Source organism: Legionella qingyii, from assembly GCF_003990155.1.
Classification (GTDB): Bacteria; Pseudomonadota; Gammaproteobacteria; order Legionellales; family Legionellaceae; genus Legionella; species Legionella qingyii.
In genome coordinates this window covers 1-15850 of sequence record NZ_RZGX01000008.1, presented here as the reverse complement: position 1 = coordinate 15850, position 15850 = coordinate 1, and the positions used below count along the sequence as shown (strand labels likewise).

Sequence of the window (15850 nt, the reverse complement as noted above, 5' to 3'; positions counted from 1 at the left end):
CCCGCGAAGGCGGGAACCCATCTCCAGAAAAGCATGGTGCTACTATAAGAATAGATTCCCGCCTTCGCGGGAATGACAAAAATCCCTACTTTTATTGCCAGGCTCCCTTTCCTCCGCTTACTTGCTTTCAAAAAAGTCTACGGATCTCATCAGGTAAAGGCACAGATTTGTTTTGCGTATAATCCACCCATACAATTTTGCAGCTGCCTTGCGCCATGATGACATCATCCTGATACAGATCATGATCCATCATCATGCTTGAATTCCCAAGGCTATGTATTCGCGAGCGCAAAGTTACTATTGCAGGATAAATCACTGGTTTTAAAAAGGTACACGCAACGTGAATTACTACGGGACCAGTTTTTTCAGTCATACTAATATTCAACTGTCTTAACCATTCAATGCGTGCTTCTTGAAAATAATCAAAATAGCGGGCGTTATTTACATGGCCTAGTGCATCCATATCGCCCCAAGCAACGGAAAAAACTTTTTTATGTATTTCAATATTCAAATCAGTCATTTTATCTCCATCATGATAAATCCATAGGGTCGACATCCACATTCCAACGCACACCATTACCTAATTTATTACCTGTTAACCATTCACGCAATTGCGTTAAAGAGTTTTTCAGTATTTTCCTGGAAGAAGATTTAAGTAATAACTGCATGCGGTATTGATTGGCCTTTCGAGGCATAGGGGCAGGCGCTGGTCCCATTACAGTAATGGATGGGGTCAGGATATGCTCTTTAGCTGCATGCAAAAATTTTAATACGCTGCCCGCTACTTTTCCTTGCGCCCTAATTACAGCCAAATAGTGAAAAGGAGGCAGTTGTGCTTTTTGGCGTGTAGCTAATAATGCATCTGCAAATGGATCATATCCTTGTTGAATCAATAAATTAAGTAGGGGATGATTGGGTAAGTGGGTTTGAATCAAAACTTGGCCAGCGAGTTCCTCTCGACCGGCCCGTCCCGAAACTTGCATTAACAATTGCCCCAAATGCTCCAGGGCCCGAAAATCTTGATTATAAAGTCCCGCATCAGCATCGAGCACCACAACCAGAGAAAGGCGCGGAAAATGGTGACCTTTAGCTAACATTTGCGTGCCAACAATTAACTGTGCCTCACCAGTATGAATTTTGTCCAAATGCTCATCAAGAGAATTTTTTTTGCGAACTGCATCACGATCAATTCGCACAACCTCCGTATTTGGAAAATATGTGCTTAAAAACTCATGTATACGTTGCGTACCGGCTCCAACCGGAATTAATTCCTTACTGTGGCAATTATGACATCGTTCCGGAGTTTTTTGGGTCAATCCACAATGATGACAAATCATCTGTCCTAACTGTTTATGCAGAGTCAGATGACTGTCACAAGCACGACAATCAACCATCCAACCACATTGATGACATAAAAGAACAGGAGAGAAACCTCGGCGATTAATAAATACCAAAACCTGATTTTGTTTGAGTAAATGCTCTTTGATAATATGTAAGGTTGGAGTTGCCAAACCATGTTGAAGTGTTTGTGAGCGCAGATCGATCAGTTGATAATGTAATGGAGTTGTCGACAGTGCCTTATGAGTCAAGCGCAACAAAGTGTATTTTTTTTGCGCCACATTATACATACTCTCCAAACTGGGAGTCGCGGAGCCCAAAATGATGGGTATGTTCATTAAATGTGCCCGCATTAACGCCGTATCACGCGCTGAGTAGCGCACCCCCTCCATTTGTTTTAATGATGCATCATGCTCTTCATCAATTACAATTAACCCTAAATCAGGCATAGGTGTAAAAATTGCCGCTCGAGTTCCTATCACTATTTTAACCTTGCCTTCTTTTGCTAATTGCCAAGCAATTTGTCTTTCTGATTCGTTCAGGCTGGAGTGAATCACTGCAACAGACTGTTTAAAGCGTGAGGTAAATCGCGTCACCAATTGTGGAGTTAACCCAATCTCGGGTACCAGGACTAACACTTGCTTTTGTTGCTCAAGTACCTGAGCGATAACATGTAAATAAACTTCTGTTTTGCCGCTTCCTGTAACTCCTTGTAATAAAAAACACTGATATTGATGGAGTGCTTCCTTAATTGCAGCAACAGCTTCAGCTTGTTCAGCATTAAGTATTAATGGAGAAGATGGGGAAGCATTAGCTTGTTCTGGCAGTATAATTTGCTGAGATAAAGAAAGAACCTGAGCCGCAAGCAAGCTACAGAGTTGGGTGGAATTAAATCCTTTTTCTGTCAAACAATATTTGGCAACGGGTTCTTTTTGGGTACTCAGAAATTCAATCAGCTCCTGTTGTTTGCGAGCTCGAGCCGGAATAAGCTTTTTGGCCTCTTCCAGAGGTAATGCCAGTTGATAAAAATCGCTCATAGGTAATTGGCAAGGCAGTCCTAATCGATATTTTTTAGGTATGGCGAGTGGCAATACTTCAGACAAAGGGGACTGATAATAATTGGCAATCCAGGAGCATAACGTCAACATTGCTTTATCAATTAATGGCTGGTCATCAATAATTGTGCTGATGCTTTTTAATGAGGCAACATCGTATGAGGATTTATTTTTGCCGACTACTAAACCTAAACGTATTTGTTTGCGAAATGGAACCCAGACGCGCGTGCCAATGCGAGGAGTAAGTCTTTCACCAACATAATCAAAATAATCTCTATGGGTATGGGGAATACAAACTTGATACACAGTATTCCCATTTTGCTCAATGTGTTGTGTCGTAGGCTCCCCATCATCATGGTGCTCCATCATATCCAGGGAGACTTCAGTAGGCATTGATGAGTGAGGATGGTCTATAGAAGGGTCTTGCTCGCTTTTATTCATGCGCTCTGTGCCATTGATGATTGGCTGATTGTCCTGGAGCTGAAAAAACTTTGACCACCACATGCTCTATACGGTGCCGATCCAATTCGGCTTTATCTTTAATCAGCTCTTGCACAAACCAACGCGATAATTCCTCTACCGTAATATTTGTCACTGGTAATAAAGTCACATCCTCTTTAAGAAAGGGAATCTTTTTATGATTAAAGGTAAAGTAATAGTATTCCTCATCCTCTGCATATTCCAAAAAGGGAGAAAATTGCGGCATCAGAAAAGTTTGATTCAAATAACGACATAACTTATGGACGCGCTCCTTATAATAGCGATAGTCAAAGGTCATCCCATTTTCTTCAACCCAAGTTGTGAGTGCCAAATAAACTCCATACATATGGCCGTGTAATGGTTCTCTTTCCGTTGCAGAAAAAATAGTAGTATGACCAGCAGAAAATTTCATGGATTCTTTTTGTAATTCCACGGTTGTCAGGTATCTTTTTATGTTCATAAACTCACTCGTTTATCATTTAATAGAAATCCATTTAAGGAAATTTCCACATTTTTACTTAAGGCGATTACTTTAAATAACTCCCCCATTTCACTAGGAAGGGTGAGTTGCTTTATCGCTTGTTTTGCCCGTACTTGTTCCAATTCATTATCCAGTGTATTGATTAAGCTTAGCAAACCGTTGGCCAGCAAAAAAGAGGCTTGATTTGTAAAACCTGCAATGTGAAAACCGGCTTGTTGCCCAGCTTCTGCTACATGCGTAAAATCCACATGTGCGGTAATGTCTTGCTCTCCTGGATGCAAAAACGGATCCGGATGACTTTGGTGTTGATAATGACACATTAAAGTGCCCTGATTACGATCAGGATGATAGTACTCATGACGAGGAAATCCATAATCAATCAAAAACACCACGCCTTGTTTTAACATCTGATAATTATTTAAGATCCAGTCATCGATAAAAAGATTCACTTCAGAAAGATAAGGGGTATTTTGTAGCGATAATCGATTATCAATGTAATCCAGCAAACGTTGATTTTGACAGGGTTTAAATAGTTCTGTTAATTGTTGCTGTTCGTTCAAAGCGACATAACTTTCCATAATGCCCTGCTCGGTTTTCATGAATCGATGTACCGGCATAGCATCCAGGACTTCGTTTGCCAAAACCACTCCATTAAAAGGAACTTCGGGCCAGCTATTGAGCCAGGTAACTAAATGAGCCAGATGAGGAATTTTTTGTGCTATGAGCTCGCGTTGACGATGTTGTAAGTTAGCGCTGACCTCCAAAATGCAATAGGTTTCTGGCAACGCGTTATGTTCCGCCAAATGTTCTAATATAGCAACACAAAGAGCGCCCGAACCTGCACCAAACTCGAATAACATCGGCGACTCAAGTTCCATTAATACTTGCTGGCATTGATTCGCTAGCGCTTTACCAAATAAAGGAGTCAATTCAGGAGCGGTAATAAAATCACCATGCTTCCCTAATTTTTGCAACCCGGAACTATAATATCCTTCTCCAGGAGCGTACAATGCAAGTTGCATGAATTCTACGAAGGGAATAGCCTGGCGTTCGGCCAGTAGCGCGTGTAAGGTTTGTATTATACTCATAGTCATACTTTAAAAACTTTAGTCGGGTAAAAAACCGAAGCAACATATCTTGGTTCTAGGTCCCGCGGCTTGTCCGCGGGATGTAAGCCCCAAAGCACGGACTTCGTTTCACCCAGAATAATCGAGAATAGGAACCATACATTGAATCCGACAAACAAACAAGAAGCGAAAGTTGCTTTAGTCACCGGTGGGGCGCGCCGCATCGGCGCCGCGGTTGTCAAAAAACTACATGTAGCAGGATATAAAGTAGTGATTCATTGCCATCAATCATTGCCAGAGGCTCATGCCCTTGCCGTAGGCTTAAATGAACAACGGCCTAATAGTGCCTTTGTTTTACAGAGAGAATTATCTGAACCAGGCGCAGCAGATGAAATGATGATTACAATTCAGGATTGGGTCGGGCGTTTGGATTTATTAGTCAATAATGCTTCTGTATTCATCCGCACTGAATTCACTACATTTGCTGAAACAGATTGGCGTGCTCTTTTTGACATTCATGTTAAAGCACCGTTCTTACTGAGTCTCGCAGCACGCCCTTTATTGGCAAAGCAATCCGGGGTCATTATAAATATAAGCGACATCCATGCAGAAAAACCATTGAAAGGATACTCTGTTTATTGCCAAAGTAAAGCCGCTTTGGAAATGCAGACCCAAAGCCTGGCACGCGAATTTGCTCCTGAAATCAGGGTCAATGCGGTCGCTCCAGGCGCCATTATTTGGCCTGAACATTCCAATACGTTGACTCCAGAAATTCAAGAACAAATTATCGAGAAAACACCGCTAAAAAAACATGGGGATCCAGAATATATTGCCCAGGCGATTTTAGCCTTAGCCGAAAACCCCTACATTACCGGACAAATACTCAAAGTGGACGGGGGCAGAAGCTTGCTTGGCTAATTTATTCATACCTACAGGATTTATAATCGAGATTATAGTGATTTAATTTAATTTTTTATTTAATCACGCGAATTCTGGATGAGAATGGCCTTGAACCAAAGATCGCAGAAAAGATTGAATCGCCTCCAAAGAATCCAATAGGTAAAAACGATTTAATGACGACTCATCAAGTAATTTGCCAAAATAATAACGAACCAAGGACTTACTTTGTAAAACCGCCTTATACTCATCTTCCAGTGCAGCCAACCCTTGTAAATGCGTCATAAACAGATTGATTTTTTCTGCCAGGGTTATCGTAATACTTTGCTGTTCCAATAACTCTTGATAGAGCCAGGGTTTACCACTACCAGCACGCGAGATCATATAAGCATCGCAATCACTTAACTCTATTGCCCTATGCAAGCTGTGGATATTGTTAATATCTCCATTAGCAATCACCGGAATAGAAATGCTTTGTTTTATTTTTGCGATTTGTTGCAAGTCAGAAGCAACATCATAATCATCAATCCAACGCCGACCGTGTACAATCAGCGCATCAGCTCCTGCTTCTTCAATTTTTTTCGCCAGCAGAACATCCTTTGCATCACCTTGAATGCGAACTTTTATAGTTAAGGGAATAAAAATCGCTGCGCGCACTTCTTTAACAATTCGCACTAGGTGATCTGGCTCTTCTAGCAAAGCACTTCCTGCACCTTTTTTACGAATTTTAGGTTTTGGACAGCCACAATTAATGTCGATAATATCCGCGCCATTTTGCTGTAATCGGTGCGCTGCTTGCGCCAAAATAGCTGGTTCTGTACCTGCAATCTGATACGCAAGAATCTGCTCCTGTGGTGCCCGATAAATATAACGTGAATTTGCGGTATGCTTATAAAGAATATCCGTTGCGGAACTCATCTCCGTTACACAATACGCTGGTGCCCGATAATGATTAAATAATGTTCTGAATGGTGCACAGCTATAACCCGCTAAAGGGCCTTGGATTAACCGATTGGACAATGTCAAAGAGCCTATTTGCAAAGAACTGTTAATAAAAGCGTGCATCAATTTAATTCATAGATATAATGAGGGCCAATTTTAACATACTTTAAACCAGAAAAAGCAGTTGAGCTCGACTGTGCACGCTAAAAGACACTGAATCAAATAGGAAAAATCCTTTATGGACAAACGTTATTTATCCCCATTGGAAATGCTTAATATTGCGACACAACATGCCTATGCTGCCGATTATCTATTGCAGCAAATCACCGACTGGACATTCAGGCAAACTGATCCACTTGCAGTATTGACTCCTGTTACTTCATTGATGTATCAAGCTTTTCTATTGACCTTAAAAGCTTATTGTTTGCATGAACACCGCCCAATCAAAGAACACAAAAAACTCATGGAGCTGGTTGAATTAAATAGTCACTTGGGATTTTCACGTCAGGAGCTCGTTTTATTAAAGACGCTGGCAAAGCAACAGGTTTTCCTTAAAGGAGCTGATTATGATTTATGGGAAAACCAACAGCAATTCCAGGTATTTTGTGAAGAGATTCTATCGCTTTATCAAAAGCTACAAACGATGATGCCCCTGGAGCTCCATCCGGATTATCAACAATAAGTGTAGTCTGGGTGAAACACAATGGAACCCGTGTTACGACTTCGCCCATGCTCGAATTCTTGGGTTACTTCACCTCTGAAAATGATTAATTATTGCACAAAAATACACTTGAGCACTTGGCAGCGAATACAATTCACGCTAGGATAAGTTTTTTTATTTAACTCTGTTTGATGTTATTTAGATTAAGGTAGAAATTATGGAGCAAGTAGAAGACAGTAAGACTGGAAATGCTGTGCAACGCCAAATATTACAATTAAGTCATCGCTTAAATTCGCAAATTTTGGGTCAGGATGGATTAATTTCACGTTTACTCATTGCCTTACTTGCAGATGGCCATTTATTAGTTGAAGGAGCACCTGGATTAGCAAAAACACGAGCAGTTAAAGAACTGTCAGATGGTGTTGAAGGTAATTTTCATCGCATCCAGTTTACACCTGATTTATTGCCTGGTGATTTAACCGGTACCGATGTATACCATCCACAAAATGGTTCCTTTGTGTTTCAACCAGGCCCTATATTCCATCACTTGCTTTTGGCAGATGAAATTAACCGTGCCCCAGCAAAAGTACAATCTGCACTTCTTGAGGCAATGGCTGAAAGACAAGTTACCATAGGAGGTAAAACCTATCCTCTACCTGAATTATTTCTAGTCATGGCAACACAAAACCCAATTGAGCAGGAAGGAACGTATCCTTTACCGGAAGCACAATTGGATCGATTTTTGATGTATGTAAAAATTAGTTATCCTGATGCCAAAATAGAGCATGATATTTTAGCCCTGTCGCGCAAAGAAGCTTTAGGCGCGGCTATGGCTACTAAACCTGCTAGCACGGAAAAACTTTCACAAAAAACATTATTTGAAGCGCGTAAACAAGTGCTGAATGTTCATACGAGCGATGCATTGGAAAATTATCTAGTGCAATTAGTAGTAGCAACTCGGAATCCTGGCGTATACAGTGAAGAATTGGGTCGTTGGTTGCGTTTTGGTGCAAGTCCCCGTGCTACGATTGCTTTAGATCGTTGCTCCAAAGCTCATGCATGGCTTTGTGGGAGAGACTATGTTACTCCGGATGACATTCATGTGATTGCCCATGATGTATTACGGCATCGAATTTTATTAAGCTTTGAAGCTGAAGCAGAAGGAATCAATAGCGACGATTTTATTGACTCCTTATTGCGTTTAGTTGCTGTTCCGTAGAAAACAGGCAGGTTGGGCCTTGGACCCAACAAATAATAGCCTTGAATCTGATGAATTTAGCCCCAATCTTCAGAGACATATGAGGTGCACGAGGTTTTTATGGCTAATGGCGTTATTGCAGAATTAAATGAATTGATTGACTTAAGACGTTATGTGCAATCCATTCATTATCGGCCCGAAGGTAAAGCAATACGATCAGGAAATCATTTATCCCAATTACGTGGTCGAGGAATGGATTTTGCCGAAGTAAGAAATTATCAGGCAGGCGATGAAATACGCCATATGGAGTGGCGCGTTACTGCGCGTACCGGCAAGCCACACGTCAAAATTTATCAGGAAGAACGAGAAAGACCGGTGGTAATTCTCACGGATTTCAACCCCTCGATGATTTTCGGTACGCGCATTGCATTTAAATCAGTCATTGCTGCCCGACTCGCAGCGCTTCTTGCCTGGACTGTAATAAAAGAAGGCGATAGAGTAGGAGGAGTATTCTTCTCGGCTACGGATCACAGTGAATTTACTCCACGCAGTCGTGACATGGGCGTACTTCCCTTATTAGCGTCTTTAAGTCGCTATACCGATCAAACTGATGAACAACGCGAAGCGCAACCAAGGCGACTTAGTGATGCATTGGTACGCTTACATCGCGTAGTTAGGCCAGGAAGTATCCTGGTTTTGATCAGTGATTTCTATTCTATGGATAGTGAGTGTGAAAAACATTTAAATCGATTACGCTATCATAATGACATCCTGGCTTATCATATTTGTGACCGCGTGGAGCTTTCTCCGCCTAAACCACAACAATATGCCATAACTAATGGACAGCAAGAGATAATACTTGATACCAGCTTACGATCCGTGAGCACAGCATATGAACAGTATTGTCAGCAACGTATAGAGCTCTTGCAAGCTCAATTGCGACGCTTATACATTCAGTATGTTCAGGTTACAGCCGATGTCGATTTGGCTCCTTTAGTGCGCCAGACGTTTCCCAGGAGGTCTCGTGGCTAATACTGATCCTCTGACGCAGTTAAAAGACATTCATCTACCCACCCCAATTGGTTGGTGGCCGGTTGCTCCTGGGTGGTATATTTTGATTGGCCTTATCTTATTTTTAGCAATGACATTCGCTTATGGTATTTATAAAAAACATCGAAATGCTCTCGCTAAAAAGCAAGCCCTGCTTTTATTAGATAACTATCAAAGCCAATATGAGAAAGAACAAAATGGCGCCCTGACCAGTGCACATATCTCAGAATTATTACGCCGAGTCGCCCTTGTCTATTATCCAAGAGAACAAGTTGCGAGTTTACATGGGGAAGAATGGCTTAAATTTTTAAATGAAACCAGTAAAAATATTGATTTCAATTTGGTAAAGGACTTACTACTCGATGCCCCTTTTAAAACAAGAGAAATCATGGATCTCAAACCATTATTCCATGCGGCGCAACTTTGGATTAAACAAAGAGGGGTGCCATGTTCGAATTAGTTAACCCTTGGGTTTTAATACTCATTCCTTTACCTTTAATCTTCTGGTTTTTGATGCCAAGAGCCAAAGTACAATCGCCTGCTGCGTTGAAAGTACCTTTCTTTGCTGCCATGATTCACATCGCAGATCAAGAAAAGCGTTCTGTTTCTGCCCAATATTCATTGCTCATCCCAGCCATAATATGGTTATTATTGGTCGTTGCTTTAGCAGGCCCTCGCTGGATTGGCGCTCCCAAACCCATCTCTCGTGAGGGTTTTAACATTATGATGGCTTTAGATTTATCTGGCAGTATGGAAATTCCCGATATGCTCTTACATGGACGCCCCGTAAGCCGTTTAAGTGTTGTAAAAAATGCTGCTGAACAATTTGTACAAGAACGAACTGGGGACAAAATTGGGTTAATTCTCTTTGGTACTCGTGCTTATTTACAGACCCCTCTTACCTATGATCGACATAGCATTCTCTTACGACTTGAAGATGCTACTGCAGGGCTTGCTGGTAAAACAACCTCGATTGGTGATGCCGTTGGCCTTGCTGTAAAACGGTTAAATCATGTACCCAAAAAAGGAAGAATTCTTATTTTATTGACCGATGGAGCAAATAACTCTGGTGTACTTGCTCCGTTAAAAGCGGCTGAATTGGCCAAAGAAGAAGGAATCAAAATCTATACAATAGGTTTAGGATCCGAAGCCGATTCAAGAGCCTTAGTCGGTGATTTTATAATGCAAAATGCTTCAGCAGATTTGGATGAAGAAACCCTAAGAAAAATGTCTGACATGACTGAGGGGCGCTATTTCCGCGCTACAGATACTGAAACATTAAATTCAATTTATAAAACAATTAATCAGTTGGAAACTATAAATCAAGAACAGGCTACAGTGCGTCCCCAAAAGGAATATTACCCTTGGTTTGTCGGCTTTGCATTATTGCTGTGTTTCTCTTGGCTGTTGAGAAAAGCAGATTTGAGATTAAACATACGAGCTACGATGACAGATCGGGAGGCCTTAAAGCCATGATTGCAACTTTTCATTTTTTAAGGCCCTGGTGGCTGTTAATGATTTTACCTTTGATAGGATTAGTTTTGGTTTTATGGCGGCAAAAACCTAAATTACATGCTTGGTCGGAAGTGTGCGATCAACATTTGCTTCATCATCTACTACAAAAAAAAGGGCAAGGACAACGTGTGGGCTCCCTGCTTTGTTTGTTTTTAAGTATTCTGTTTATGATTTTTAGTATTGCCGGTCCGGTCTGGTATAAGCTGCCTGTAGCAACCTATAAACCAATACAACCTAGAGTTCTAGTTTTGGATATGTCTGACAATATGATGGCTAATGACTTAACACCCAATCGTCTAAGTCGTGCCAAATTTAAATTGCATGATTTATTTGCCCACAAAGATGTTGGTCAATTTGGCCTTGTTGTCTTTACTAGTGAGCCCTTTGTTGTCTCTCCGCTGACTGATGATGGGCATACTATTTCCTCCTTACTTTCGTCATTAACTCCAGATATCATGCCAGTAGCTGGACAAAACCTTGATAGCGCCTTGAATGAAGCCAGTAATTTAATCAAACAAGCGGGTTATAACCAGGGTCAAATTTTAGTATTAACGGCTGATGCCCCTTCCAGTGCATCAATCGCCCTAGCGAAAAAATTAGCTGACTCAGGTATTTACTCATCTATTATGCCAGTCAAAGCAGATAAGAATTTGAATCCTCTTTTTTCGCGTTTTGCTGATGCAGGTAATGGACAATTGGTAAAATACTCTTCTGATTCTAGTGACTTGGATCAGTGGCTTAAATCCAGTGATAACAATGAATATGCCCTAAGTAAAAATGAAGATATTCCCCTTTGGCGTGATGAAGGACGTTGGTTTTTAATACCTGCGCTGCTGTTACTTTTGCCTGTGTTTCGACGTGGTTGGATACAGAGGATCGCTGTATGATACGTTTTATTATTCTTTTATTCACCTCATTTTTGTCTTTAGCTACCCATGCCTTTAGTTGGCAAGACTTATGGTCTACCTCGGATCAACAAGGGCAAGCGTTGATGGAAAAAAATCAATTTAAACAAGCCAAGGAAACCTTTACACGTAGCGATTGGGCTGCAGCCGCAGCCTATCGTGCAGGCGATTATCAAAAAGCTGCCGAGTTATATCGGGATTTAAAAAATGAACAAGGCTATTATAACCAAGGCAACGCACTGGCTCATATGGGACAATATGAAGAAGCAATTAAAGCCTATGACAAGGCATTGGCAATCAATTCAGCAAATCAGGATGCCATTTATAATCGTAAGTTAGTTGAAGATCTTTTGAAAAAAGATAAAGATAAAAACCAAAACAAAGATCAACAAAACAAAGATCAGCAAAACAAAGATCAACAAAACAAAGATCAGCAAAACAAAGATCAACAAAACAAAGCTCAACAAAACAAAGATCAACAAAACAAAGATCAGCAAAACAAAGATCAGCAAAACAAAGATCAGCAAAACAAAGATCAACAAAACAAAGATCAGCAAAACAAAGATCAACAAAACAAAGATCAACAAAACAAAGATCAACAGAACAAAGATCAACAGAACAAAGATCAACAGAACAAAGATCAACAAAACAAAGATCAACAGAACAAAGATCAACAGAACAAAGATCAACAGAACAAAGATCAACAGAATAACGAAGCTCAATCTGAAGCAGAACGAGAAAAACAACAAGCCAAAGAACAATGGTTGCGCTTGATTCCAGATGATCCAGGCGGGTTAATGCGAGAAAAATTCTTACGTGACCATTTACGAAGAGAACGCGGGTGGTATCAATGAAAAAAATAATAATTATTGGTTTCTTTTGTTTATTCAGTGCATTGGTCAATGCTGAAGTACAAGTGCAAGTTGATTCTTCTCAAGTAAGCATTGATGATTCATTCAGGTTAATTTTAACTCAAGATAATTTACAAAATGGGGGCATTCCAGATCTAACCCCGCTACAAAAGAATTTTATGATTCTTGGCACTGAACGTCGTATGAATTATTCGATTATTAATGGCCAAGCACAATCATCTAGTGAGTGGACTATTACTTTAAAGCCACAAAAAGAAGGTAAAGTAACAATTCCCGCGATTAAAATTGGTAGAGACTATTCAAAACCTGTGACAATTGAAGTAACCACAGGTACAACATCGCAAAATACATCCAGCAACGATTCTGCCAATCAAAAGAATCAAGATCTTTATTTAACCACCGGAGTGGACAAAAAAAAACCTTATGTGAATCAGCAAATTATTTATAAAGTAACTTTATACAACTCAAAACATCTTTTAGATGCGGATTATAGAGGACCGCAAGTAGAAAATGCTCTGCTCATCCCTTTGGGTGAGGAAAAACGCTCCCAGATCCAAAAAAATAATGTGACTTATCTTGTAGAAGAACAAAATTATGCCGTTTTTCCACAAAAGAGTGGTACTTTAAAAATAAAATCACCTGTATTTACTGCATTGATCTATGATTTTAATCCGGTGCGAGTAAAAGCCCAGGACAAAACCATTAGCCTCGACGTACAACCAATTCCTAAAGAATATTCAGGTAAAATATGGCTGCCAGCAAAACAAGTTAAGTTAATGGAAGAATATGAAAACTCCGAAAAAACTATTGCTCAAGGCAACACCTTAATTCGTACTGTAATTCTTGAAGGAGTAGGAATTCCAGCGCAACTTTTACCTACACTCAATTTTGCAGAACCAGACGGGGTTAATGTTTATCCGGAGAAAGGTAAAGATAAAAACCGAGTTACATATGGTGAATTGATTGGCCGCACAGAAATCAAAGTGACCTATTTATTCAATAAAGCAGGAAAAATAACAATTCCTGAACTAAAACTCCCTTGGTTCAATACAGAAACAGGAAAGGAAGAAATAGCTACCTTACCTGCAAAAACCTTTGAAGTAACTCCAGCAAACACCGCACCTGCAACAAATACCCCCCAACCTGCCGTATCTCAAAATCAGCATATCACTCAACCAACAAAAGAAGTGAGCGAGCCTGTTTCTTCTAGACCAAAATTCGATAGGGCTTGGATAGTCGCCGCACTTTTTGCATTTGCGTGGATTGTTACTTTAGGTTTATGGGGATGGCAAAAACGCAATAAAAATACCGGGAAAGGTCAATACAAAACCGCATTAAATAATCTTCATAAAGCGTGTGCACAAGCCAATCCCCAACAAACACGAGATGCCTTATTAAAGTGGGCCAACCTTTACTGGCCAGATGCCCTCATATTAAATTTAACTGATTTAACACGCCTTACGACTGACGCAACGTTCAAAAAACAAGTTCAAACCCTTTCTCAAGTTTTATACAAAAATAAAGAAAAAACCTTGTGGCGAGGCGATGAATTATGGCGCAGTGTTCAGCAACTGAAAAAAAATAATCCGAGTAAAAAACAAAATGAACATGCTCTCCCGCCGATTAACCCCGTTTGATACGTGGAACCACGCCCTAAATTGATGTCATTCCCGCGCAGGCGGGAATCCAGATATAAACAATTTGCCCATTAGTGACTCGAAAAAAGGTACAAAAAGTGACGATACTTCAGCCCTCAAGTGCAGCGAGGGATCTCCAGCAAATGGCGCGGTATTTTAATAATCTTTAAAACAGGAGATCCTTCATAGAAAACGCCTCAGAATAGCGAGATTGACTTAGAGGCCACAGTTGTTAACTCCACCGAAGGGGACGTGCACGTGAACAATTGCGCCATATCTAACTTTCTAAAATCATTCTTATCACATTGATGGATGTTCATCCTCTTCTTGTAATTCCTCATCACTCTTTTTCTTTTTAGCACTTGTGGTTTTTAAAGTGGGAGCTGGTATCGTTACTTCTGATTCTGCGTGAGTATTAGTAATTGGAAATTTGGCCACAATTTTTTTTAATCGTTCTGCATCTTCCATTATTTTATCCATATCTCGTTTAACCTTACTAGCTGAAGTTTCAATTTCAATTTCATTTTCAGTCAAATCGTCTTTCGCTCCTTGATCCTCATCTTTTTTTGCGAACTCTGTTTTTGGGGTACTAGCATTAACTATTTTTTCTGCAAGAAACTTAAATATAGGATAGGTAACACGTCCAATTACATAGATGGCCGCCAAAGAAGCAGCGGCAGCAATTATTGGCAGTCCTGCTGGAGGGAATACTAAACTGACTATAGCACCAATTAATGCCAGCGAAGTGAACGCAACACCTGCTGTTTTATCCAAAGTAGCTATAGTACCCAGCTTTGCCAATTTTTCCTTACCAATCTCCTGATTATCATATAATTTTTGCAACTCGTTTAACTGTTCCTGAATTTCATGTCGTTCCGTTTTGATTTTGTCTTTCAAGTTATTAAAGTTCTCTCTTTGCCCTTCAAGCTTCGCCTTTTTTGCTTCGCCCTCTAATTGTTCTAGGCTATCAATTAGAGCCGCTATTCGATTTTTTTTGATATCAATATCTTTTTCTATTTGTGCTAACTGATCTTTTACTTCATAACGTTTGTAATATAGCTTGGCTAGAGTGACGACACTTAAACCCAATGCAGCGATTGAGAGCACTAAGGCAATAATAGGGGCTGAAGGAGGAAATGCTAAAGCGGTTATAGTAAGACCTAAAAGCACTGCTGAATATAAAAAACGGGCATTACGTGACAAGGTAATCGGTGATTCTTGATTCGCTATATAGGCAGCGATATAAATACATGGAATCCTAATAAAATCAATTGCAGCATTCACTACCCTAATGATTAGAAAAGCACTACCTGCTGCTTCTGAAGCATGAGTGAGATGCCCTTGGATTTGTACCATACTTGTAATAGTACTCCCGGCCCCCTCTGCAGAATCAATAAACTTGTTAAAAAACGGAAGTATTTTCAATATTGATTGCGCAATAGATTTTTTGGATGCTTTAGTACCTTTCATTGATTTTAATTTTTTTCTTAAATGCTTTATCGAAAAATCTTCGAGTTCAATTTCATTTTCATCAAAAAACATAATTATTCCAATAAAAAAATATCTATCTATTCTTAGTATAACAACTTATTATGATTTAAATATGAACTCAAAATGTATAAGGCCTAAATACCAGGGCGATTTCATCAAAGTTTAAAAACCAATCACTTTTCTTAAGTATTGAGTAGAAAGAGCAGCTTTCATTCTTTTTAAAGCAATACCATCCTGAGAGGATTTGTCCTCTTCCAGCAA

Annotated in this window: 16 protein-coding genes and 1 pseudogene; 9 read left to right on the top strand and 8 right to left on the bottom strand. The window is 40.0% G+C overall.

Going from position 1 to position 15850, the window contains the following annotated elements; all coding sequences use genetic code 11:
- Positions 1-127: 127 nt before the first annotated feature.
- From ELY20_RS07125 to ELY20_RS07110, 4 genes are all read right to left on the bottom strand, one after another.
- A complete protein-coding gene (locus ELY20_RS07125; protein ID WP_110142054.1) occupies positions 128-520 on the bottom strand; it encodes an acyl-CoA thioesterase in 393 nt (130 codons plus the stop codon).
- Between the two features lie 10 nt (positions 521-530).
- Positions 531-2759: a primosomal protein N' gene (locus ELY20_RS07120; RefSeq protein ID WP_233590521.1), complete on the bottom strand. Its 2229-nt coding sequence runs from the start codon at positions 2757-2759 to the stop codon at positions 531-533.
- Between the two features lie 67 nt (positions 2760-2826).
- Positions 2827-3333, bottom strand: a complete 507-nt coding sequence (locus tag ELY20_RS07115; RefSeq protein ID WP_165831581.1) for a 6-pyruvoyl trahydropterin synthase family protein — start codon at positions 3331-3333, stop codon at positions 2827-2829.
- Positions 3330-4442 (bottom strand): class I SAM-dependent methyltransferase, encoded by a 1113-nt coding sequence (locus tag ELY20_RS07110; RefSeq protein ID WP_110141936.1) that lies wholly within the window; start codon positions 4440-4442, stop codon positions 3330-3332. The genes ELY20_RS07115 and ELY20_RS07110 overlap by 4 nt, the downstream gene beginning before the upstream one ends.
- A gap of 141 nt (positions 4443-4583) precedes the next feature.
- Between ELY20_RS07110 and ELY20_RS07105 the strand changes: the two genes are divergently transcribed.
- Positions 4584-5339 (top strand): pteridine reductase, encoded by a 756-nt coding sequence (locus tag ELY20_RS07105; protein ID WP_110141935.1) that lies wholly within the window; start codon positions 4584-4586, stop codon positions 5337-5339.
- A gap of 63 nt (positions 5340-5402) precedes the next feature.
- Here the strand turns inward: ELY20_RS07105 and ELY20_RS07100 are convergent, their stop codons facing one another.
- Entirely contained in the window at positions 5403-6383 is a 981-nt protein-coding gene (locus ELY20_RS07100) for a tRNA dihydrouridine synthase (RefSeq protein ID WP_110141934.1), read from the bottom strand.
- Positions 6384-6498: 115 nt separating this feature from the next.
- Between ELY20_RS07100 and ELY20_RS07095 the strand changes: the two genes are divergently transcribed.
- The 7 genes and pseudogenes from ELY20_RS07095 to ELY20_RS17150 all read left to right on the top strand — a co-directional run.
- Positions 6499-6942 carry a hypothetical protein gene (locus ELY20_RS07095; RefSeq protein ID WP_110141933.1) on the top strand — a complete coding sequence of 148 codons (444 nt, stop codon included), beginning with the start codon at positions 6499-6501 and terminating at the stop codon, positions 6940-6942.
- Between the two features lie 196 nt (positions 6943-7138).
- Positions 7139-8140, top strand: a complete 1002-nt coding sequence (locus tag ELY20_RS07090) for an AAA family ATPase (RefSeq protein WP_110141932.1) — start codon at positions 7139-7141, stop codon at positions 8138-8140.
- Between the two features lie 99 nt (positions 8141-8239).
- Positions 8240-9151, top strand: coding sequence for a DUF58 domain-containing protein (locus ELY20_RS07085; protein ID WP_110141931.1), 912 nt, complete (start codon positions 8240-8242; stop codon positions 9149-9151).
- Complete coding sequence (locus ELY20_RS07080; RefSeq protein ID WP_110141930.1) at positions 9144-9629, top strand: DUF4381 domain-containing protein; 486 nt, start codon at positions 9144-9146, stop codon at positions 9627-9629. Before ELY20_RS07085 ends, ELY20_RS07080 begins: the two co-directional genes overlap by 8 nt.
- Positions 9617-10645, top strand: coding sequence for a vWA domain-containing protein (locus ELY20_RS07075; RefSeq protein WP_110141929.1), 1029 nt, complete (start codon positions 9617-9619; stop codon positions 10643-10645). Before ELY20_RS07080 ends, ELY20_RS07075 begins: the two co-directional genes overlap by 13 nt.
- Complete coding sequence (locus tag ELY20_RS07070) at positions 10642-11571, top strand: vWA domain-containing protein (RefSeq protein WP_110141928.1); 930 nt, start codon at positions 10642-10644, stop codon at positions 11569-11571. Before ELY20_RS07075 ends, ELY20_RS07070 begins: the two co-directional genes overlap by 4 nt.
- Positions 11568-11909: pseudogene (locus ELY20_RS17150) on the top strand (tetratricopeptide repeat protein); the annotation flags it as partial. The gene ELY20_RS07070 and the pseudogene ELY20_RS17150, both read left to right, overlap by 4 nt.
- Here the strand turns inward: ELY20_RS17150 and ELY20_RS17145 are convergent.
- Positions 11887-12492: a pentapeptide repeat-containing protein gene (locus ELY20_RS17145; protein ID WP_407656319.1), complete on the bottom strand. Its 606-nt coding sequence runs from the start codon at positions 12490-12492 to the stop codon at positions 11887-11889. The pseudogene ELY20_RS17150 and the gene ELY20_RS17145 sit on opposite strands and share 23 nt — an antisense overlap.
- Between ELY20_RS17145 and ELY20_RS07060 the strand changes: the two genes are divergently transcribed.
- Complete coding sequence (locus ELY20_RS07060) at positions 12440-14098, top strand: BatD family protein (protein WP_110141927.1); 1659 nt, start codon at positions 12440-12442, stop codon at positions 14096-14098. The genes ELY20_RS17145 and ELY20_RS07060 overlap by 53 nt on opposite strands.
- A 300-nt stretch (positions 14099-14398) precedes the next feature.
- On the opposite strand, the gene ELY20_RS07055 is transcribed toward ELY20_RS07060, so the two are convergent.
- Together ELY20_RS07055 and ELY20_RS16980 are read right to left on the bottom strand one after the other, a co-directional pair.
- Complete coding sequence (locus ELY20_RS07055) at positions 14399-15640, bottom strand: hypothetical protein (RefSeq protein WP_110141926.1); 1242 nt, start codon at positions 15638-15640, stop codon at positions 14399-14401.
- Between the two features lie 111 nt (positions 15641-15751).
- Positions 15752-15850: hypothetical protein (locus ELY20_RS16980; protein WP_233590492.1), on the bottom strand; the 99-nt coding region annotated here is incomplete at its 5' end.

Coding starts and splice junctions, on each gene's coding strand:
- ELY20_RS07125 (WP_110142054.1), bottom strand. CDS start 520: ATGACTGATTTGAATATTGAAATACATAAAAAAGTTTTTTCCGTTGCT.
- ELY20_RS07120 (WP_233590521.1), bottom strand. CDS start 2,759: ATGGAGCACCATGATGATGGGGAGCCTACGACACAACACATTGAGCAA.
- ELY20_RS07115 (WP_165831581.1), bottom strand. CDS start 3,333: ATGAACATAAAAAGATACCTGACAACCGTGGAATTACAAAAAGAATCC.
- ELY20_RS07110 (WP_110141936.1), bottom strand. CDS start 4,442: ATGAGTATAATACAAACCTTACACGCGCTACTGGCCGAACGCCAGGCT.
- ELY20_RS07100 (WP_110141934.1), bottom strand. CDS start 6,383: ATGCACGCTTTTATTAACAGTTCTTTGCAAATAGGCTCTTTGACATTG.
- ELY20_RS07095 (WP_110141933.1), top strand. CDS start 6,499: ATGGACAAACGTTATTTATCCCCATTGGAAATGCTTAATATTGCGACA.
- ELY20_RS07090 (WP_110141932.1), top strand. CDS start 7,139: ATGGAGCAAGTAGAAGACAGTAAGACTGGAAATGCTGTGCAACGCCAA.
- ELY20_RS07085 (WP_110141931.1), top strand. CDS start 8,240: ATGGCTAATGGCGTTATTGCAGAATTAAATGAATTGATTGACTTAAGA.
- ELY20_RS07075 (WP_110141929.1), top strand. CDS start 9,617: ATGTTCGAATTAGTTAACCCTTGGGTTTTAATACTCATTCCTTTACCT.
- ELY20_RS07070 (WP_110141928.1), top strand. CDS start 10,642: ATGATTGCAACTTTTCATTTTTTAAGGCCCTGGTGGCTGTTAATGATT.
- ELY20_RS07060 (WP_110141927.1), top strand. CDS start 12,440: ATGAAAAAAATAATAATTATTGGTTTCTTTTGTTTATTCAGTGCATTG.
- ELY20_RS07055 (WP_110141926.1), bottom strand. CDS start 15,640: ATGTTTTTTGATGAAAATGAAATTGAACTCGAAGATTTTTCGATAAAG.